Origin of the sequence: Bacillus pfraonensis (genome assembly GCF_050768835.1) — a bacterium.
GTDB classification, from domain to species: Bacteria; Bacillota; Bacilli; order Bacillales; family Bacillaceae_G; genus Bacillus_A; species Bacillus_A pfraonensis.
In genome coordinates, this window is the sequence record NZ_JAHCDO010000037.1 from 63931 (window position 1) to 83194 (window position 19264).

General features: G+C 34.5%; 23 protein-coding genes. 14 read left to right on the forward strand and 9 right to left on the reverse strand.

The features are described 5' to 3' along the window. Positions 1-55 precede the first annotated feature (55 nt). From KFD70_RS25010 to KFD70_RS25020, 3 genes are all read left to right on the forward strand, one after another. A complete protein-coding gene (locus KFD70_RS25010) occupies positions 56-1165 on the forward strand; it encodes a serine hydrolase (protein WP_336453813.1) in 1110 nt (369 codons plus the stop codon). Positions 1166-1289: 124 nt separating this feature from the next. Then, on the forward strand, positions 1290-2798 hold the full coding sequence (gene argH / locus KFD70_RS25015) for an argininosuccinate lyase (RefSeq protein ID WP_336453812.1): 1509 nt from the start codon (positions 1290-1292) through the stop codon (positions 2796-2798). A 66-nt stretch (positions 2799-2864) separates the two neighbouring features. After that, positions 2865-3701: a GNAT family N-acetyltransferase gene (locus KFD70_RS25020; RefSeq protein ID WP_336453811.1), complete on the forward strand. Its 837-nt coding sequence runs from the start codon at positions 2865-2867 to the stop codon at positions 3699-3701. A gap of 35 nt (positions 3702-3736) precedes the next feature. Here the strand turns inward: KFD70_RS25020 and KFD70_RS25025 are convergent, their stop codons facing one another. Then, positions 3737-4489 (reverse strand): (S)-benzoin forming benzil reductase, encoded by a 753-nt coding sequence (locus KFD70_RS25025; protein WP_336453810.1) that lies wholly within the window; start codon positions 4487-4489, stop codon positions 3737-3739. 170 nt (positions 4490-4659) lie between these two features. After that, positions 4660-5367, reverse strand: coding sequence for an iron-sulfur cluster repair di-iron protein (gene ric / locus KFD70_RS25030; RefSeq protein WP_336453809.1), 708 nt, complete (start codon positions 5365-5367; stop codon positions 4660-4662). Between the two features lie 90 nt (positions 5368-5457). Here ric and KFD70_RS25035 point away from each other — a divergent pair, with 90 nt between their 5' ends. From KFD70_RS25035 to KFD70_RS25070, 8 genes are all read left to right on the forward strand, one after another. Beyond that, complete coding sequence (locus KFD70_RS25035) at positions 5458-5742, forward strand: ASCH domain-containing protein (protein WP_336453808.1); 285 nt, start codon at positions 5458-5460, stop codon at positions 5740-5742. Continuing rightward, the gene (locus KFD70_RS25040; RefSeq protein WP_336453807.1) at positions 5739-6155 is read left to right on the forward strand and encodes an NUDIX hydrolase; all 417 of its coding nucleotides are present in this window, start codon (positions 5739-5741) and stop codon (positions 6153-6155) included. The genes KFD70_RS25035 and KFD70_RS25040 overlap by 4 nt, the downstream gene beginning before the upstream one ends. A 68-nt stretch (positions 6156-6223) precedes the next feature. Continuing rightward, a complete protein-coding gene (locus tag KFD70_RS25045) occupies positions 6224-6841 on the forward strand; it encodes an acetate uptake transporter (protein ID WP_336453806.1) in 618 nt (205 codons plus the stop codon). A 199-nt stretch (positions 6842-7040) separates the two neighbouring features. After that, positions 7041-7256, forward strand: coding sequence for a DUF6366 family protein (locus KFD70_RS25050; RefSeq protein ID WP_336453805.1), 216 nt, complete (start codon positions 7041-7043; stop codon positions 7254-7256). A gap of 260 nt (positions 7257-7516) precedes the next feature. Beyond that, entirely contained in the window at positions 7517-7960 is a 444-nt protein-coding gene (locus KFD70_RS25055; RefSeq protein WP_174101450.1) for a flavodoxin, read from the forward strand. Between the two features lie 16 nt (positions 7961-7976). Then, on the forward strand, positions 7977-8876 hold the full coding sequence (locus tag KFD70_RS25060; protein WP_336453804.1) for a WD40/YVTN/BNR-like repeat-containing protein: 900 nt from the start codon (positions 7977-7979) through the stop codon (positions 8874-8876). Between the two features lie 227 nt (positions 8877-9103). Continuing rightward, complete coding sequence (gene cspB, locus KFD70_RS25065) at positions 9104-9304, forward strand: cold shock-like protein CspB (RefSeq protein ID WP_003198964.1); 201 nt, start codon at positions 9104-9106, stop codon at positions 9302-9304. A gap of 256 nt (positions 9305-9560) precedes the next feature. Then, entirely contained in the window at positions 9561-10406 is an 846-nt protein-coding gene (locus KFD70_RS25070) for an exonuclease (protein ID WP_336453803.1), read from the forward strand. A gap of 649 nt (positions 10407-11055) precedes the next feature. Here the strand turns inward: KFD70_RS25070 and KFD70_RS25075 are convergent. Together KFD70_RS25075 and KFD70_RS25080 are read right to left on the reverse strand one after the other, a co-directional pair. After that, on the reverse strand, positions 11056-12135 hold the full coding sequence (locus KFD70_RS25075) for a DUF3900 domain-containing protein (RefSeq protein WP_336453802.1): 1080 nt from the start codon (positions 12133-12135) through the stop codon (positions 11056-11058). Positions 12136-12296: 161 nt separating this feature from the next. Beyond that, positions 12297-12644, reverse strand: coding sequence for a hypothetical protein (locus KFD70_RS25080; RefSeq protein ID WP_336453801.1), 348 nt, complete (start codon positions 12642-12644; stop codon positions 12297-12299). Positions 12645-13063: 419 nt separating this feature from the next. On the opposite strand from KFD70_RS25080, the gene KFD70_RS25085 reads away from it, so the two are divergent. Both KFD70_RS25085 and KFD70_RS25090 read left to right on the forward strand, forming a co-directional pair. Continuing rightward, a complete protein-coding gene (locus KFD70_RS25085) occupies positions 13064-13975 on the forward strand; it encodes a VanW family protein (protein ID WP_336453800.1) in 912 nt (303 codons plus the stop codon). Positions 13976-14398: 423 nt separating this feature from the next. Beyond that, a complete protein-coding gene (locus tag KFD70_RS25090) occupies positions 14399-14971 on the forward strand; it encodes a GNAT family N-acetyltransferase (protein WP_336453799.1) in 573 nt (190 codons plus the stop codon). A 396-nt stretch (positions 14972-15367) separates the two neighbouring features. Here KFD70_RS25090 and KFD70_RS25095 read toward each other — a convergent pair whose 3' ends face one another. The 5 genes from KFD70_RS25095 to KFD70_RS25115 all read right to left on the reverse strand — a co-directional run bounded on the left by KFD70_RS25095 (position 15368) and on the right by KFD70_RS25115 (position 17954). After that, a complete protein-coding gene (locus KFD70_RS25095) occupies positions 15368-15580 on the reverse strand; it encodes a VOC family protein (protein ID WP_431613454.1) in 213 nt (70 codons plus the stop codon). Then, a complete protein-coding gene (locus tag KFD70_RS25100) occupies positions 15532-16248 on the reverse strand; it encodes an RNA-guided endonuclease InsQ/TnpB family protein (RefSeq protein WP_431613455.1) in 717 nt (238 codons plus the stop codon). The genes KFD70_RS25095 and KFD70_RS25100 overlap by 49 nt, the downstream gene beginning before the upstream one ends. Further along, positions 16245-16754, reverse strand: a complete 510-nt coding sequence (locus KFD70_RS25105) for a helix-turn-helix domain-containing protein (RefSeq protein WP_431613456.1) — start codon at positions 16752-16754, stop codon at positions 16245-16247. The genes KFD70_RS25100 and KFD70_RS25105 overlap by 4 nt, the downstream gene beginning before the upstream one ends. Before the next feature lie 194 nt (positions 16755-16948). Then, positions 16949-17446 carry a DinB family protein gene (locus KFD70_RS25110; RefSeq protein ID WP_336454221.1) on the reverse strand — a complete coding sequence of 166 codons (498 nt, stop codon included), beginning with the start codon at positions 17444-17446 and terminating at the stop codon, positions 16949-16951. After that, a complete protein-coding gene (locus KFD70_RS25115; protein ID WP_336454222.1) occupies positions 17436-17954 on the reverse strand; it encodes a GNAT family N-acetyltransferase in 519 nt (172 codons plus the stop codon). The genes KFD70_RS25110 and KFD70_RS25115 overlap by 11 nt, the downstream gene beginning before the upstream one ends. A 328-nt stretch (positions 17955-18282) precedes the next feature. Between KFD70_RS25115 and KFD70_RS25120 the strand changes: the two genes are divergently transcribed. Further along, entirely contained in the window at positions 18283-19068 is a 786-nt protein-coding gene (locus KFD70_RS25120; RefSeq protein ID WP_336454223.1) for a TrmB family transcriptional regulator, read from the forward strand. The last annotated feature ends 196 nt before the right edge of the window (positions 19069-19264 follow it).

Here is a 19264-nt window from a genome sequence, read left to right on the forward strand (position 1 = left end):
TTGTTTATAACGATATATAACAGATAAAAGATATAAATTAGGAGAGGAAATTCACTTGAGAAAAGTTATAATATGTGCGGGAATTATTGGCGTATTCATAGTGCTTATATCCGGTAACTTCTTAGCGAAAAAAGTTTGGAGCTCTAATAATGATGATGCGCAGTTTATTGCCTCATTTGTTGAAGAGCATAAAGATGAAAAAAACAGTGCCTTACTTATAAAACGAAATGATAAAGTTGTTTATTCTGTAAATCCCAATGTTGTGTTACCAGTTGCGAGCACGATGAAGTTAATTGTTGCATTTGAATTTACGAAACAAGTTGTAGATGGGAGAATTGACCCGAATGGTTATGTATCAATTGATGATGTAAATCGTTATTATGTTCCAAATACAGATGGTGGTGCGCAGGATCGATGGCAAAAGTATTTAATAAAAACTGATAAAATAGATGAAAATGCAGTGCCATTAGAAGAAGTTGCGAAAGGGATGGTGAAGTTTAGTTCAAATGCGAATACAGAGTATTTAATGGAGCGACTTGGACTAGATCATATTAATCAAAATTTACAAAACCTATCACTTCCTTCACACCAACCGTTATTTCCTATCGTCTCTTCTCTATATATTCCGGGATATTTGCATAAGGAATTGCATGTTCCAAAATCTAAATTAGAGAAAAAGTTAAAAGAAATGTCTCAAGAAGAATATCGTCGTTATGCCATGTTAATACATGAACGGTTAAAAGAGAAAGGGCCGTTATTACAAAAAGAAATTCCGCTGTATTTAGAAGAAAAATATGAAAAAATATGGTCAGATAAGTTTCCAGCTGCATCTGCAAATGATTATATGGTGCTTCTGGAAAAAGCGAACCACAAAAAAGGTTTTACAAAAGATGAAGAAAAAGAATGGGCGAATCTCGTTGAAACGGATATGAAAGGGAAGAAGTACCGTAAATCATTCAGGCATGCAGGGCAAAAAAATGGATATACACCATGGACGTTAGCAAAAGCTGTTTATGCTACTGATAAACTTGGGAATTGTACAGAAATTGTGTTTTTAGCAAACCAATTAGATGAAGATGATAGTGCAGAGCTTCGTAAGCACTTGCGTAATTTACATTTCCAGGTACTAAAAAGTGAAAAATATGATGCAACTGTTATTAGATAAACCCGATGCGTGTGGCAGCGGGTTTATTTGTGTTTCATCAATGAAAGTTTCACCTCATACAAGCACCTTTTCAGAAGCTCCGGGTATGATGGTTAGTAAATAACTGGGCGAAAGGGGAAAAGTGATGAAATGGGATAAGGAAGAGTTTGTTAAGAGTGAAGGCGCTGATTTCCCTGGAAAAACCTATGCAAACTGCGTGTTACAGCATGTGTTTCAATTTCAGCGAGATTATTTATTGCAAGAGATGTTTATGGTTCATCGTGCTCATATTATCATGCTTGTGGAAGAAAAATTAATGAAGCAAGAAGATGCAAAAGTTATTTTAACAGCGCTAGAGAAAGTGGCGCAAATTCCAAAGAGTCAATTATTGTATGAGCAGGAACATGAAGATCTCTTTTTTTTAATAGAACATTTAATTGTAAAAGAAGCAAATGATGATCTAGTAAGTAATATGCATATTGGTAGAAGTCGTAATGATATGGGAGTAACGATGTATCGGATGAGTTTACGCCGCTACCTGCTACGTTTTATGGAGCATTTTATCTTATTGCAAGAAAGTATATTACAACTTGCTGATGATCATATGGAAACAATTATGCCTGCTTATACACATACGCAGCCTGCTCAACCGACAACATTTGGTCATTATATGTTAGCTGTGTATGATGTGATGCAAAGAGATTTAGAACGGATTTGGAAGACGTATGATCTTGTGAATAACTCGCCGATGGGTGCAGCTGCTCTTTCTACAACAAGTTTCTCTATTAACAGACAGAGAGTTGCTCAGTTACTTGGTTTTTCAGGTGTTATTGAGAATTCATATGATGCAGTCGCAGGTGCTGATTATTTACTGGAAGTCAGTGCCTTGCTGATGATGACAATGACGAATACGAGTAGATGGCTCCATGATTTCTTACTACTAGCAACAAAAGAATACAATGGAATTACTGTTGCAAACCCATATGTACAGATCAGTAGTATAATGCCACAAAAACGTAACCCAGTTTCAATCGAACATGCTCGATCGCTAGCTAGCGGTGCATTTGGTGAAGCTTTCACTGTATTTCAAACGATCCATAATACACCGTTTGGAGACATTGTTGATACAGAAGATGATTTGCAGCCTTATTTGTATGGAGGAATCGAAAAGGCAATTCGTGTGTTCTGTATAATGAATGCAGTGATTCGAACAATGAAGGTAGAAGATGGAGTTTTAAAAAAGCGCTCGTTTAAACATGCAATTACGATAACGGATTTTGCGGATACCTTAACAAAAAATTACAATATTCCTTTCCGGCGTGCTCATCATGCTGCAAGTGATATTGCAAAAGTGTCTATGGGGCAACAAAAAGAGTTGCATGAACTAAAACTCATAGAAGTAAATAAGTACTTACAAAAAACATTGCACGTGATACTTTCAGAAAAAGAATGGAATGACATTATATCGCCAGAAGCATTTATTGAGAAAAGGAATGTATATGGGGGAACAAGTAAAAAAGAAATGATACGTATGATTCAAAAGAGGAGAGAGCGTTTTAAGCAAGAAGAAGTTAAATTTGAAACGGAAAAACAGCGAATTTCACAAGCTGAACAAGAAGTCATGACGATCTTATTGAATATTATTGAATCGTAAAAGAAGGATTTTGTGAATTAATCGCCAATAATCTATTGAAATATAAATAGAAGGAAGAGATTGTCGATGATTCAATTACAGGTGTATGAAGATATTTCTCATTTTAAGAAGGATTTCGTTCCAATTTTAGAAATGAATGAACAAGAAAATAATTTACTATTAGGGGTATTGCAGTCTGGAGAAAATCCACTATTTATGGCAGCGGCAAAGCGAAATGAAAACACCATACTTATATTTCTTCAAACTGAGAGAAAACAAATGATTGTTGCTAAATCCGTAGCTTCGAGGGAGGAGGTAAAGGAAATAGCAAAACAATTAGTAACGGTGTATCCCAACATACCTGGATTGATTGGAGAAAAGAGAGTGGTGACACAATTAGCAGAAGAGATTGCGCAACTAGAGCAAAAGAAACTTTCTATTCGCATGAATCAAGGGATATATAAGCTGGAAAAAGTAAAGAAGCAATGGAATGAACAGGGTGTTTTCCGTCAAGTAAATGATGATGAGCTACCATTTATAGAAGAGTGGGTGCATCAATTTTGTGAAGATGTTCATTTGCCTACTACAGCAGAAGATGCGAAACAAACGGCATATGCATTAGTAAGTACAAATCGGTTATTCGGCTTGGAAGTAGATGGAGAATTGGTTTCGGTAGCTGCCATAACAAGACCGACTAAGAGTAATATTACAGTTAACTTTGTATATACGCCAAAAGAAGCACGAAAGAAAGGGTACGCTTCTAACTGTGTAGCTGCCCTTAGTCAGTACATGTTAGATCAAGGTTATAAAACGACTACTTTATATACAGATTTAGCAAATCCAACTTCGAATAAGATTTATCAAGAGATAGGGTATGAACGAATCATGGAATCTGTATTAATATTTTTAGAGAAGATAGAATAAAAGGCTCGCTTATATGCGAGCCTTTTGCTATGAAATTATTTTTCATCAATCCGAATGACGCCACCTTGTTCAAATTCCTTAGTTTCTAATAGATGAACAACAGCTTTCGCGACATATTCAGGAGAAAGTAATTTTCCTTCTTCCTTTAAGGTGATAAAGCGTTCTAAGTTTGTGAAGTCTTCTTTTTTCGTTTGACGGATTTGTTGTTGCATATTTGTATCCACAACACCTGGTGCAAAGGCAATTGTTTTTACGGGATACTCTTTTTCTGCTTCTTCTGTAGCAACGCACTGCGTAAACATATTTACACCAGCTTTCGTTGTACAATAAGCCCCCCACCCAAAGTAAGGTTTTTGTCCAGCGCCTGAGGAAATATTGATAACACGTTTATCTACTTTCCAATCCTTTGTATGTTTCATAAAAGAAGAGGTAAGAATCATTGGGGCAATTAAATTAATTTGCACATTTGCAATTAAAAGTTCACTCTCTGATTTTTCAATCGGTTTCATAGGTGCAAGTGTACCTGCGTTATTAATTAAATGAATAGATGAGACATTCTCTTCTTCAATGGATGAAAAGATGGTTTCAAAATGAGTTTCTAGATTATGTACATCTTGGAGATCAATTGAGTGAAAAATAAAAGAAATACCTTTTTGTGTTGCTTTTTCAATAAGTGTTTCATTTTGTCTTCTAGAAATACAAATGAGCTTTGTATTTTCTTCTAGTAATTGTATGGCGATTGCTTCGCCCAATCCTTGCGAAGTACCTGTTACAATAACATAGCGCATCGTTTGTTGAGCTCCTCTCCTATGTATATTTTTTTGATTATGCGGTGTGCATAATCTACTTATATAGTATAGAGGATTCTTTTGTAGAAATGGAGTAATTAGTAACAGATTATAGTTGGAGTTAAGGAGAAAGATAAGCAGCGAGAAATAGTCCTCACTGCTTATTCATTTTACTTAATAGAAAGTAATCGCTTGAATAAAATGTTGTTCTCAAGATGTACGTGTTGGAATAAATCAGATTCAAAATCTTCTAGACGATTATAAACCATACGATATGTGCGACATGCATGCTCTGGAGGAGTGAAATCATTTGTAATACTTCGCAATTCTTTTATAAGATCGCCAGCTCCATCATGTTCTTGTTCTAATTCTTCAAGTTTTTCGATTGCCAAAACTAAATTTTCTTGAGTAGGATTTTGTTCATATTTTTGGATAAGCGGGAATACAAGAGTTTCTTCTTTGATAATATGTTGTTCAAGTTCGAGTTTTAATTCATGAAACAGTCGGTGCACGTCACTTAAATGCGACTCTGTTTGACCGTGTACGCGAAATACTTTTGTTACATATGGACTGAGTTGTGGTAATTCTTCTTGAATATAGCGATGATGTGTTTGGATAATATGATCAATTAGTGTAGAAAAGCTAACTTCATTCCAGTTTGTAGATTCATTATTTTTTGATTGATATAAAGTATATTGTTCATTTAATGTTTTTAAAAGTTCATCAGGAGAAATTTCTTTTGTTTGTGTTGCTACTTCAATTGTCTTGTCTCCGCCACAACAAAAGTCGATACGATGTTTTTTAAATAAATCACTTGCTTGTGGAAAAGCCGTAACAATTTCACCTACAATAGATGTTTTTGTAAAAGGTATAGCCATATCAAACACTCCTCTGTTCATTTGTATGTTTTTAGCATAATGTTTTAGAAAAAAGATTGAAGTGATTATAATCACAAATATGGTGAAGAAATGAAACATAAAATGGGATTATATAATGAGCCGTTTCAATCTATTCAATCTGGAAAAAAAGTGTTTGAAGTACGCTTATATGATAAGAAACGTCAAGATATACAAATAGAAGATGAAATCGAATTTACAAATTTAAAAACAAAAGAAACAATTTGTGTAAAGGTAAAGGAATTGAAATGTTATAAAACATTTGAAGAAATGTTAGCAAGTACATATGAAATATATACGAAAGAACAAGAGCAGAAGTGGGGAACCGTTGCAATTGGGATTGAAGTGATAGCATGATTCGAAATCGTGGTGTGACTATTATTATACAGGATGATACAATCGCCCTTATAAAACGTATTCGAAATAATGAAGTATACTTTGTATTTCCAGGTGGAGGAATTGAAGAGAATGAAACACCAGAAGAGGCAACTATACGTGAAGCTTATGAAGAACTAGGCGTGCATATTGAAATTCAAAAATTGGTTACGAAGTATGAGTATAAAGGCACGCAATATTTTTATGAAGCACGTATTATTGGTGGTGTTTTGGGTACAGGAAAAGCTGAAGAGTTTACAAAGGGTGATAGAGGACAATACATTCCAGTTTGGATTCCTATAAAAGAGCTATTTAATCTAAATATCAAGCCATATGAAGTAGCAAAGATTATCGTTCATTATTATAAAAATATGAAGTCTGATAACATACAATAAAAACCATTGACATAGGCTTCTGATTTGAGTATTGTATTCAGGTATGTGTTCAAAATCAGGAGGTTTTTATGAGTAATCAAACTACACATCATGTAAAAATGACAACAGCGGATCCATCTGGAATTGGTCTATTTGGATTAGCAATGGTAACACTTGTAGCATCATCACAAAAATTAGGATTAACGGATGGTGTTTCATTTGTATTACCATGGGCAATCTTTTTAGGAGGATTTGCACAACTCTTTGCGTGTATTCACGATGCGAAGCATAACAACACGTTCGGTACAACTGCATTTGGTGCATATGGCCTATTTTGGTTAGGTGTTGGAACGTCTTGGTTAATTCAACTTGGAGTATTCGGCGAAAAATTAGCCCAATCTGTAGATCCAAAGCAGCTTGGTGTAGCCTTTATTGGATATTTAATCTTTACGATTTTTATGACAATTGGCGCAATGGAAACACATAAAGTATTATTTATGATTTTTGTACTTATTGATTTCTTATTTATTGGTCTTTCATTTAGTACTTTAGGTGTTATGCCACATGCTATGCATAACTTAGCAGCGTATTCTGAACTATGTATTTCATTACTATCTTTCTACGGTTCAGCAGCAGCTGTATTAAATGTTCATTTTGGAAAAGTTGTATTACCAGTAGGAAAGCCGTTTGGCATTTTTAAAAAATAAGAATGAAAAACACGAATGACAAGAATGGTCATTCGTGTTTTTTTATAGGTTGTTTTCTAAAAGACTGTTGTTTTTAAACATGAAATTTACCATTTTAACCGAGAAGACCCCCTTCTCTAAACGAAGTGAAGGTGGGGGTAGTTCAATTAAAGAGAATTAAGGAATATATATTAGGATTATAGAAAATGGAGGTGTGGTAGTGAGTGAAGACAAAGAAACACCTGAAAGAAGAAGAGAAAGACTAAGACAGGAAGAATTAAAAAGAAACCCAGTTGGAAATATGAACGATGCGTTTAATAGGGCTGAAACTAGAAACCTTGCTGATTTAGTAGGTAGTTTAGGTTGGAAGGGTATTGGAATACTTATCCTTGTAATCATAATTGGTTTTATAGTTGCATCAATATTTTTAAAGTAAGGAGACCTCTTTTTGAGGTCTTTTATTATGCATTTCTTACCACTTCTACTACTATATAATTTGATTTTTGACATGCTGAAATAAGCATTTGGTCTACGCGTTTTTCTCTTTTCTATGTGTGAAAGACTCACGAAAGAAAGTTTCATCACTCTCTACAATGCCTTGAAAGTTATTTATGGTAAGGAAAAAAATATAATTGAAATTGATTATCATTATTAATATAATGAGAATAAGAATCAATTGCAAAAGGGGATGTCGATATGGCGAAAATTTTAATAGCTTATGCAAGTATGTCAGGAAATACAGAAAGTATTGCTGATTTAATTAAAGTGAGCTTGGATGCATTTAATCATGAAGTGGAATTAAAGGAAATGGAAGGAATGGATGCAGAAGAATTATTAGCGTATGATGGTATCATTTTGGGATCGTATACGTGGGGAGACGGGGAGCTGCCATTTGAAGCAGAAGATTTTCATGATGATTTAGAAAGCGTAGATTTAGCCGGAAAAAAAGTTGCTGTATTTGGATCTGGTGATACGGCTTATGAGCAATTTTGTGAGGCAGTAACAATTTTTGAAGAACGTCTTGTAGAATGCGGGGCAGAACTTGTACAAGAAGGATTGAAGATTGAGTTAGCTCCAGAAGAGGAAGAAGATATCGAGAAATGCAGTAACTTTGCAATCGCATTTGCTGAAAAGTTCTAGGAATGGGAGTGTCATCGTGGAAACAATGTTAAGTGCAACTGCCGTAACGAAATTAGAAGATGGGAAACTTATGTTAGCAACTACATATGATGGATTATTCATTGAACAAGATGGGAAATGGAAACGGATTTTAAGTGGGTTTCAAAAAAGAATTCGGGATTTACAGAGTAGTGGTAATGTAATTTATGGTGTAGGTGACGAAGGGATTTTTATTCGTAGTATGGATTGTGGTGATAACTGGACGATTCAACGTTTTCCAACAAAGGCAACAAGTTGGAACGTATGTAGTAATGAGAGTGGGACAGTTATTGCACATGGAGATAAAACGTTATATCTTTCTAATAACTTCGGTTCTACTTGGGAAACTATTCATCCATTTCTTTGTTATGGTAGTGGTGCACCGTCTATTCGTTCGCTATTTTTATACAAGCATTACTTATTTATTGGTACCAAAATTCATGCGAAGTATGGTGGTGTTTGGCTTTTTGATCTGCAAATGCGTAAGTTAAAAAGAATTAAAATAGCCACGAATCAAATGATTTCTGCGTTGACATTACATAACTCCTACATAGTAGCAGCAAGTGGATCTTGCAGAGGAATAAGTGGAAATATTTCTTTTTGTATGGTAGATGAGATCATTAAAAAGAAAAAATTAAATTGGCATACATGTCAAAGTGAACAAAAAGCAAGTAGCTATTTAGATTTGAGTGTTGATCAACAGGTATTATATACAACATCTACACAGAATAAAGCTGGAATTAGTATGGTATGTCGTGTCCTCCTTGATGAAGGAACGGTAACGGTATGTGGATCTATTAAAGGTCACGGGTGGCGCATTGTTAATCAGAAGGAAGGCTATGTTGTGGCTGGATCAGGAGAATCAAAAGTGATGCAGTGGCAAAGGAATATTGTGTAAAATGTGAAGAAAATAAAATTCGCTTTACTTTTATTATATTGATATGATATAGTAATTATAAACCATTTTACTTTTAATAATATAGAGATTTAAATGAGCTGTAACTTCAGAGGAGGATAGCAATGTTAAATCTCCTCTGCGGTTGCAGTTTTTTAATGTCTTTATTATTGTGTAAAGTGGTCGAAAATGAATATGTACATATAGGTACATTGTAGGAGGATTTTTTCATGCAAAACGGTAAAGTAAAATGGTTTAACTCAGAAAAAGGTTTCGGATTCATCGAAGTTGAAGGCGGAGAAGACGTATTCGTTCATTTCTCAGCTATCCAAGGCGAAGGATTCAAAACTTTAGAAGAAGGTCAAGAAGTTACTTTCGAAGTAGAACAAGGTAACCGTGGACCACAAGCTACTAACGTAGTTAAGAAGTAATTGAATTAAAAGGAGAAGGGCTTGCCCTTCTCCTTTTTTTGTTTTTATTTTTATCTTAATATTTAAAAAATAATTCTGTGATCTTTTTTAGAAATTTTGTTTTGTGCATTTGTACAGTGGAGACTATATAGTTATAAAATGAAACTTTAATCAGTGGGGGGCTTCATTCTCCACTGATTATCAGCTCTCACCAATCGGGCTTTTACTGTCCATTAATACGGAGGAAATATAATCAAACAAGGAAGAGGTATGTGAATTGAATGAACCTAAATGTTATATTGTATTTGATGTTGAGAGAAATTTTCGACCTTATAAATCGCAAGATCCATTAGAGGTAGTTGATATTGGAGCAATCAAAGTAGAAGCAAGTACAATGCGTATTATAGGACGATTTTCTTCACTTGTTAAACCAACCGCACCTCTAACTCGCCATACAACAAAATTAACAGGAATTACAAAGCGAGATCTAAAAGAGGTCGAAATGTTCCCAAAGGTAATGGGGCGATTCCTTCAATTCGCTGGAGATGATAGCATGTTTATAACATGGGGGAAGGAAGACTACAAATTTCTCGCGCAAGATTGTAAGCTACATAATATAGAATGCCCTAATATAGAGACAGAAAGAAAATTTGATTTGCAAAAATTTGTATTTCAAGCATATGAGCAATTATTTATACATACGCCAAGTTTGAAATCCGCGGTGGAACAATTCGCTTTAGAATGGGAAGGAAAACAGCACCGTGCTTATGCAGACGCTCAGAACACCGTAAATATCTTTCTTAAAGTATCCAAGGAAAAGGATATTTATAAGCGATATAAAAGAAATGAAGAGCTCATACTTACAAAGAATGATGTATTAACTGAAAAAGCAAAAAAGAAAATGAAGAGATGGGTATTTAAAGAATTAAAGAAAAAAGAATATGTTCAATTTACTTGGGGAGATTTTCAAAATAGCAAGACATGGGGGAATATAACGGAACGATACTATATTGATAATAACACAATACAACTTTTACAAAATTATTTTACTATTGCTGTACAGAAAGGGGAGCAGCAATTACGAGTGTTACAGGAAATGAACAACAAAATGAATGATGTATAGGTAAAAATGCTCGTGAAAATGAATATAAAAAGATTCATTTTTTAGTCGAGCTTCTTTGATTTGAAGGATGATACTGGTGATGAGTGAATTTTCTGAAATTACATGTACGAAAGTGTATTATTTTTTGAGGTGAATAGATGAAAAAATTGTACTTATCAATAAGTGTACTTCTAAATTTTATTTTTGGTTTTCTTTTTACGTATGCTCTTTTAGGTGTGTTAGTAACTGTTTACTCAGTCGATTGTCTATTTAATGGTTGTTCAGATATGGTAGGGGAAGAATGCGTGGGTCTTATGGTGGGGATAGTTACATCATGAGTGCTATTCTTTTTCCGATACTCCTATTTACGACCAGAAAGTTTCTACATGTTATGAAGATGAGAAAAAAACACTATTTCCTTGTCATAGCCCTTTCTTTTATTCTTGGTACTCTTTTTAGTTTTTATTTAAGATTGAACCATGTTGGTCCATTTTAAATACGGATATGATTCGTAACTAAAGTATGAGCGCAGGATTATGAGTGAAAATAAAAGAGCGCTACAGATTAGCGCTCAACAAAAAATAGGGTATGGACGTCTTTGAACATTATTAAATTGAATGAGAGAACATAACGTTCTTTGTGAATAGGACTGTAATTTTTAGTGATTGAATTAATATTCATGTGGATTCGAAGCTTTTTTCTCAATCCGCTCAATCACATCTTGCAGCTCATCCGGCTTCAAAAACTCAATCGGAGAGAATCCCTTTTCAAACGTAAGTGTATCTGCCTCTATCATGAGCACATATCTGTCATTAACCTTTGCAATATGAATTTGGTCTCCAAAGTCTGCAAGTAAGGCCTTCACAGAAATATGATCTGCTTTTACTTTCAATTCAACCTCAGGAGCATGCTCGACAATGTGTGCTGTTGCCTCCATTACTTCTTCTGTTGAAAATTGTTCCATAATCTCACGCTTCGGACTCGCAGCCCATACTTCCATGGCTTGGTCGAATTGTTCGCGTTCTTCTGTACCTTCTTCGAAGACATCTTCAATTTGGTCATATACCATATCCATTACTTGTGTTTTCATAATTTCAGGCATAGAGCGCTCATATTCAACAAATTTTAAGAAATCCTCAAAGTAGCGGGCGTGTGATGCTTGGTGGATTTTTAGTTCGCCTACTTCGACCATGCCTTCTTCTGGCATGTATGGGTATTGAATGGATTTCATGTTTTTTGTCGTAATTGCCATTTCAACATTATGAATAAGTGTTGCTTCGTCAGAAATGGAAGCAACTTTTGGTTCGAAGTCACACTTCATAACGAATACAAATGGATCGTCAAAGTATTTACGTAGTTTTGCCTGGGCAACTAAAAATACACCACCACGTACTGCACTTGTATCGATATATGTATAAACGAGAGGTTCACTCATATCTTTAAAATTCTCTTTCGTTTCTGCAAAGCGGATACGATTAAATAAATTATAATGAGGGTTTGAATCGAATTCGTGCCCAGCTTCTACAATAAATCGACCGATCTTTGTTGGGGCTTGTTCGGTCTTTGCGTGACGCTCTACTTTTCGCTTGGATATTTTTAGTAATTCGCCATCTAAGAATTCCTTTAAAGGGCTGTCTTCATATTCTTCAGCATCTAACGTTTGGAAATGTTTATATCGCTTATCTGCTTGTTCGCCTTTTCCTTCTACTTGTACGACATAGAAGGAGAGGAAATTTATTTCAAAATCCATATTTATCACCTTGTTTCATTTCATTGACTCTTATCAGTATAGAGATGGAGAAAACTTTCGTCAATTTTATAAAATAAAACGAATATTGGGGATTTACTATCTGCTAATTCAGAATATAGGAAGGGAGAGTCCCTTCCTTATATAGTTCTTTGTTTTACGGATTAAAATCCATCTTCAAGTGCTGAAAATGGAATGTTGAGTCGATTTTCTACAGTACGTAAACGTTGATTTAATCGATTGAGTCTACGTGTATGACGTTCTACTGTGTTTTGAAGTTGATTTACTTGTCGGTTTAATTGATTGACTCGTTGTTCTAGCTCGTTTACTCGTCTTTCTAGTTGCCGGCCGCCACCACCAGGGAATGAAATTGGAATTTGAAATTGTCTGTTTGGATCATATGGATCGAATTGTTCTGTTTGTTCTATATATGGTTGGTGTAGCGGGTGTACATCATATTGTTGTTGGTGTACATAAGGGTTGTATGGATCATATGAATTGTAGGGATACATAAACATCCTCCGTTCTTTAAATTGGGTTGAATTCATCATAATGTATGTGTAAGAGCGGATGGGTGGCACGGCAAATACCTATTTTGAATAGAGTACTTCATCGAACGTATGGAAGAGAATTTGTGAAGTGTTTTTTATGAATTATATTTGCTTATAAAAAATTCCGAAATTAGTAATGTATTAAAATTGTTTTCAAATTATTGTTTGGTATATACTGGTTAAATAAGAGAAAGATTACATTTTTAACAAACTTGAATTTTTTAAGTAAATATGTGTAGACATTTCTCAAAGAAAAGAGTAATTTTAATATAGTAGAAATCAGATTGTAATATTTTGTAGTCATATTGCAAAGTTTAGTAATCATACATACATAAATTTAAAAACAAAGAGTAATAGTATAGGGTAAAGGAGAGAGTGTATTGTTACGTAAAGTACAAAGTGTAGTAATAGGGGCACTATGCGTAGGTATAGTGAGTGGGTGTGGTACAAAAGTAAGTGAAGTTTCATTAGTAAGTGGCATAGGAGAGCATGTTGTAGAAGCTAAGACTGGTGTCAGTGAAAGTGTAAGTTTGGTTGATGCTAGAAGTGGGAAAGAAGTAAAAAATGTGAATCTAGCAAGCTTAGGTTATTTTGAAGATGAAAATAAATTTAAAAAAGAAGTAACGAAAGTTGCTAAGGAAGTAGGAAAAAGCATTGATCAAAAGATGGTTCCGTCCCGTATGGCAAGTGATGGAACATGGCAAGAAGGTAAGCCTTCTTATGAATTAATGGAAAAAGAACTAGTAGACAAATTGATGAACGTAGGTATGTGGGATTCTTCTTATCAATTGCCGATTGTTGAGAAAAAACCAGTAGCGACACCGGCTGATGCAAGTGGAAGTGGTGCAGTTTTAGGGAGATATGAAACAAACTTAGGTGGTTCTACAGGTGGTAGAATTGAAAATATCCGTTTGTCTGCGAATAGCATTAGTGGTGTAGTACTAGGAAAAGGAGATCGTTTCTCTTTTAATGCGCTAATCGGAGATACAACACCAGATAAAGGGTATCAGTTAGGGAAAGAAATTGTTGATGGAAAATTAGTAGATGGTTATGGTGGTGGAGTATGTCAAACATCTTCTACTCTTTATAATGCAGCCGATCAAGCTGGTTTAAAAATGGTAGAAAGAACAACGCACTCTAAAACGGTAGGATACGTTCCAAAAGGCCGAGATGCTACAATCGCATATCCATATTTAGATTTAGTATTTGAAAATACAAATGATGTACCTGTGAAGCTTTATATGAGTGTAGAAGGTGGGAAGCTTGTTGCTGAGGTACGTGCAGCAAGATAAGAGTAGTGTTACCACTCGTGAAAGCCTGATTGCGTTAATTAGCTATTAGTGGTGGAAGGAGAATAATCACTAATAGAAGTTTCGCATTAGCATTGTTTAAGCCATTCTTTCTAGTATTTTTGTAGAAAGAATGGCTTTTTGTATACACATAAAGCAGTAATGGGAATTTTCTTGTTTGTAGCTGCTTTGACGAAATTAAAAAGGAGGCATTCCGTACGCTAAAGGAGAGCTGTTTTTTTACGGTACTCCAGAGGGGGCATTCATCTACGCTCAAACCTCATAAAGAAGAACACTGTATAGGTTACAATATAAATGTGAAAAATAGCACGAATTATCAAAAAATATTTTGTTTATATTATAAAATAAGGAGATGCAAATGAAAATTTACATATCTATTAAAGGATAACTTAAGGAGAGAATAAAATGAATCTAGAAATGATTTTTGGAGATTTTCCAGTATTAGAATCAACGAATCTAGTTTTAAGAAAAATTGAAGAGGAACACTTACAGGAAGTATTTACAATCTACGACAACGAAAATGTATTTGCTTATTGTGGGATCATTCCTAAGCATAACATAAAAACGGTAAGTAAAATGATTGGTCATTTTGAGAGAGATTACCATAAAAAAAGTAGAGTCAAGTGGGGGATCTTTCAGAAGAATCAAATTAATAAATTGGTAGGAATTATAGAATCTGTGGATTTTAACCAAAAAGTGAACATGGTATCTATCGGTTATTTTTTGGCAGAAGATTATTGGGGAAAGGGGATTGCAACTGAATCTGTTCGTATGCTAGTAAAATTTTTATTTGAAGAAGTAAATGTAAACAGAATTCAAGCAGAGGTCATGCCTGCAAACGAGGTTTCAAAAAAGGTCCTCTTAACAAATGGTTTTATAAAAGAAGGATTGTTAAGACAAGCTTCATTATGGTCTGGAAAAGGAGTTGTTGACTTAGAAATATATGGTATTCTAAAGGGGGAATACAAGAATAATTAAATTTTCTAACTCGTTCTCTTTTATAGGATTTTTATTTTTTGCATTTCATATGTAATATCAATTATAGTATCACCATATATTTTTTCTAAATTTAGAAACCAAACAAATAGCTATTTTCATTATGGGAAAATTTCTTTTTCTTAGCTTGAGGGCGATGGATAATTCGAAATAGTAACTTGATGGGCATGTGGTGCAACTCAAAGGAGGAGGAACTGTGCAATTCATTTTGGAAACGGTAGCAATTGCTGGAATCATATTCATCATTTTGGTTTTAGGATTTAGTAAAACGTTAAAAGATGTCAATAGAAGGAAGAAGAATAAAGAAGACAAATGAATCGTATTGTAAAATGATATAGAAAAAGGTGCTTATGTAGAGAGCACCTTTTTCTATGGAGACTAAGCTTTTGTATAATTTAAATCCCAAATAACACCGAAGCAATCTTTCACTTTCGCAAATTTTGCTCCCCAGAATGTATCTTGTAATTCCATAAGTACAGTTCCTTTTTCGATTAATGTATCGTAAATTTTTTGAATCTCATTTTCACTATCTAATTCAAGAGCTAATGAAATGTGATTTCCAACTTCAACGTATCTTTTTTGTGATGACACGCACTGCATACTTTACTCGATGCAAAATACGGATCCGCAACGATATAGTGTTTGCCTTTTTTCTTAGCCTTGTATTGTAACATCTTGCGAAACATACCAAATCCATTGTCATGTAGCTTTTTTCCAAAACGCAAACATTGCGCCAAGTTATTTAAGTTCAAATCTTCTACAACAATAGCGTGGTAATCATTGGTTATCTGATTACTTTTCTTGTGTAGAAAATCTTTTCTTTGGTTTTTTGCTTTTGTTGTTACTTTTTGATATTCTTTAACTTGTTTTTCATAATTCTGACTATATAGGGTATGCCCTGTTTCATCTGTTTTCGCATGATTCTTCTTGCGTGCTAAGGATTTGTTCATTCTTCTTTGACGTTTTTCGATAAGTTTGTTGTAGCGGCTATACTGCGCTGTTCGTCCTTCGCTGTCTACATACAATTCACTTTGACTGTAATCTAATCCAATTACCTCTTCAGAAGTAAGGAATTCTACCTGTTTTTCATGTGGACAAAACGAATCAACAGAAAGAGAAACAATGTAGTTTGTGCCTTCTCGTTTCACGGTTGCTTTTTTTATGATCCCGCCAATCGGTAATTCTCGGTGAAGATGAATCGAAATACTTTCTTGGAACTTCGGAATACATAACACATAAGATTCATTTACTTGCTTCATTTAATATTTCCATTTGTTTGATTTGTCGTATAGCTGAATTTTCCTTGTTTTTTACTGTGGAACTTGGGCATACCTTTGATGTCTTTTAACGTGGGAACATATCCGATTGTTTTCATCTTTTTTCGCACTGCTTTTTTGTACTGTACGGGGCGTTTTGCATACGTCTCATTATATTTTTTAATGGCTGCCTGGAATCTCATTTTTGCGTCATTATACACAAAAGAATCGTTACTTTTATCTAAGTAATCATATTTGGTGGTAATCGTTGTGTAATTCGGCACCTTATAACGAATAAACCCACCTTCAAAGGAAATCGATTCCAGATATTCATACAAACCAGAAACATATTCGTTATACACTTTACGTTCACATCCGAACGCTCTTTCTAATCTTGCGGCTTGTTCTTGTGTGGGGAAAATGGCGTATCGAAAGGCATAGGTAGACCAGCCATCCGGCAGTGACTTTTTTGTTCCTTTTATATATACATCCTCTTTTGTGGTTGCTATATACGTTCTCCTTTCTTTCTATTTTCATATTTATTATATCGTATAGGATCAAAAAATCGTGTACAAAAAACATGTAAGCTACCGCCTACCGAAAATTCATCCCCCACCTCAAGATGCAAAGAAAACGAGGAAGATAGGTGGAGGATCAACTGCCGGTAAAAGCCCAATTGATGAGAGGTGATTAAAGTTTCACTTTATTTTTTTCGGGTTGTAAATATTTGTGTAAGATGATGGTCCATATGATCAATATAATCTGTAACAAGCCATTCTAAAGTTACTTCCTGTTGATTTTCTAACTTACATGTAAGTTGCCATTGTTCATCCTTTACATTGCTTAGTAATTTTATAATTTGTGTATTAATAGCTTCCCATAATTTTAGAACTTCATTTGATGAAAAAGATTGTTGATAATTATGTGCATACACCCATGAATCTTGATCATAACCAGTGAGTGTAATAGCTTCTTTTGAAGTAAGGATATCAACAAAACGTTTATGGTTGACCGTGCCGGAATCGCAAAGGTGACCTAATATTTCTTTTTTAGACCATTTTGTTAGATTGAGTTTTATGTCCATGTCAGAAAGAAGTATCATTTTTTGAGAAGCAGTATGAATTGTAGTTTCTAATTGGGTTGCTAATGTAGACATGTGAATCCCTCCGTTTTCATTAATGAATGGACGTTTACAGCTCAATCCAATACCTCCTTACAACATTACCGTCTTCTTCGATAAAGTCACTGTCACGAAGGCCACCGTTACGCAAAATTGTTTTCTCAGAAGCAATATTCCATTCGTCGCAAACGACAAGAGCTTTTGTAATATTTAATTCTCTTGTTTTTTCTAATGATAAAGCTAATAGTTTTGTAGCATATCCTTTTTGTCTTGCGGAAGGGCGTATACCATAGCCAATATGCCCACCAGCATTGAATAAATGTTCAGTTAAACGGTGGCGAATATTTACAGCTCCAACAATTTTCTTATTATCTGCGACAAGCCAATAAGTAGAATCAGGTACCCAGCCGTTACGGAGATTTTTTCCTTCCGCTGCATCGAGTAGTTCTTGGACCATTTCTGGAAAATAAGAAGGATCTTTTGCAATAACCCAGGGAACCATCGTTTCACCACTATTTTTCCATTCTTGATAGAATTCTAGATATTCTTCTTGTAAGTCAATTGTAGGCTCTGCTAAGTAGACATTCATTTTAATTAGACTCCTTTTGAGTGTGTTTTGAAATATTGAAATAATCTTAACATAATTTGGATGTTAGAGAAATAAAGTACTTCCAGACATTGATGTTTCTGAATTTAGAGTTTATGGATTAAGATGTCTAAATATTATTCATTGTTTCAATGAACATGTACATGGAGGCTTGTAATATTTCACCATGTTTATCATGTTAATTAACAAGAATAAACAGATGAAATTTTGTTGGTTTTCGTTTAAACTAAAGGTAATACACCTTTAGGAGTATTGGTAAATACCACTCGAGGTAAGTGTTGAATTTAATTGTTAAGCAAGGAGGTCTCCCATGATTGATTTATTAAAGAAAATAGGTTTGTCTGATTTAGAAGCAAGGTGTTATTTGACGTTACATGAAGAGCCAGAGTTGTCCGGTTATGAAGTTGCAAAACGGGTATCTGTATCAAGAACAAATGTATATGCTGCATTACGATCATTAACGGATAAAGGGGCTTGCCGTAGTATAGAAGGGGAGACAGTGCTATATAATGCTGTTCCAATTGAGCAATTAGTCCGTCTTTTCCAAACTGAATTTGAGCAAACTTCGAAGGCTCTTATGAATCAATTAAAAACTCCGCCTAGACCTGCACCTGCTTTTTATAATTGGCAAGGAAGTAATGCGCTAGATAATGCTGTACGCCGCGTTATTGCAAATGCAGAAACATCTATAGTTGTAGATATTTGGTCAGAAGATTTGCATTATATAGAGGAAGCATTACTTGTAGCCGAATGTAAAGGAATTAGTGTCATCTTAATTACAATGGGAGCATGTAAAACACCTCTTAAACATGTATTCCAACATTATAGAGATGAAGAGTGGCCTACTGAAGAAAGAAAGTTTTCTATTCTTTGTGATTCTAGTTCAGCTTTAATTGGTAGTTTCGAAGGCGATATGAAGCCATCTGCATTAGAGACGAATCACCCGGCAGTAATTGAAGTAATAAAAAATGCTTTTTACCATGATATGATGATGCAACATATAGAAGAAGATTTTGGAAAAGAATTCCAAGAGAAGTATGGAGAGAATTACCGGAAAATGTTAAGCTATTTCAAAGAGAAAGGTTTGCATGTTTAATTGGATTGCTTTTGAAATTATTGCTGCAAATCAAGATATACATGAAAAATGGAAAAGGAACTTCAAAATCTCTAAACGAATAAACTTTTTCACATAAATACAAAAGAGTCTACTAGGAGTGGACTCTTTTTCGTTTTTTTTGATGATAGGAAGAATTAGGGGGTGCTTCTAAATTAAGACTTGAATTATTTGATTC

Bases quoted from the DNA above. Each gene is read 5' to 3' on its own strand.
- KFD70_RS25020 (WP_336453811.1), top strand. From the start codon at position 2,865: ATGATTCAATTACAGGTGTATGAAGATATTTCTCATTTTAAGAAGGAT.
- KFD70_RS25055 (WP_174101450.1), top strand. From the start codon at position 7,517: ATGGCGAAAATTTTAATAGCTTATGCAAGTATGTCAGGAAATACAGAA.
- cspB (WP_003198964.1), top strand. From the start codon at position 9,104: ATGCAAAACGGTAAAGTAAAATGGTTTAACTCAGAAAAAGGTTTCGGA.
- KFD70_RS25080 (WP_336453801.1), bottom strand. From the start codon at position 12,644: ATGTATCCCTACAATTCATATGATCCATACAACCCTTATGTACACCAA.
- KFD70_RS25040 (WP_336453807.1), top strand. From the start codon at position 5,739: ATGATTCGAAATCGTGGTGTGACTATTATTATACAGGATGATACAATC.
- KFD70_RS25045 (WP_336453806.1), top strand. From the start codon at position 6,224: ATGAGTAATCAAACTACACATCATGTAAAAATGACAACAGCGGATCCA.
- KFD70_RS25120 (WP_336454223.1), top strand. From the start codon at position 18,283: ATGATTGATTTATTAAAGAAAATAGGTTTGTCTGATTTAGAAGCAAGG.
- argH (WP_336453812.1), top strand. From the start codon at position 1,290: ATGAAATGGGATAAGGAAGAGTTTGTTAAGAGTGAAGGCGCTGATTTC.
- KFD70_RS25075 (WP_336453802.1), bottom strand. From the start codon at position 12,135: ATGGATTTTGAAATAAATTTCCTCTCCTTCTATGTCGTACAAGTAGAA.
- KFD70_RS25035 (WP_336453808.1), top strand. From the start codon at position 5,458: ATGAAACATAAAATGGGATTATATAATGAGCCGTTTCAATCTATTCAA.
- KFD70_RS25025 (WP_336453810.1), bottom strand. From the start codon at position 4,489: ATGCGCTATGTTATTGTAACAGGTACTTCGCAAGGATTGGGCGAAGCA.
- KFD70_RS25090 (WP_336453799.1), top strand. From the start codon at position 14,399: ATGAATCTAGAAATGATTTTTGGAGATTTTCCAGTATTAGAATCAACG.
- KFD70_RS25100 (WP_431613455.1), bottom strand. From the start codon at position 16,248: ATGAAGCAAGTAAATGAATCTTATGTGTTATGTATTCCGAAGTTCCAA.
- KFD70_RS25115 (WP_336454222.1), bottom strand. From the start codon at position 17,954: ATGAATGTCTACTTAGCAGAGCCTACAATTGACTTACAAGAAGAATAT.
- ric (WP_336453809.1), bottom strand. From the start codon at position 5,367: ATGGCTATACCTTTTACAAAAACATCTATTGTAGGTGAAATTGTTACG.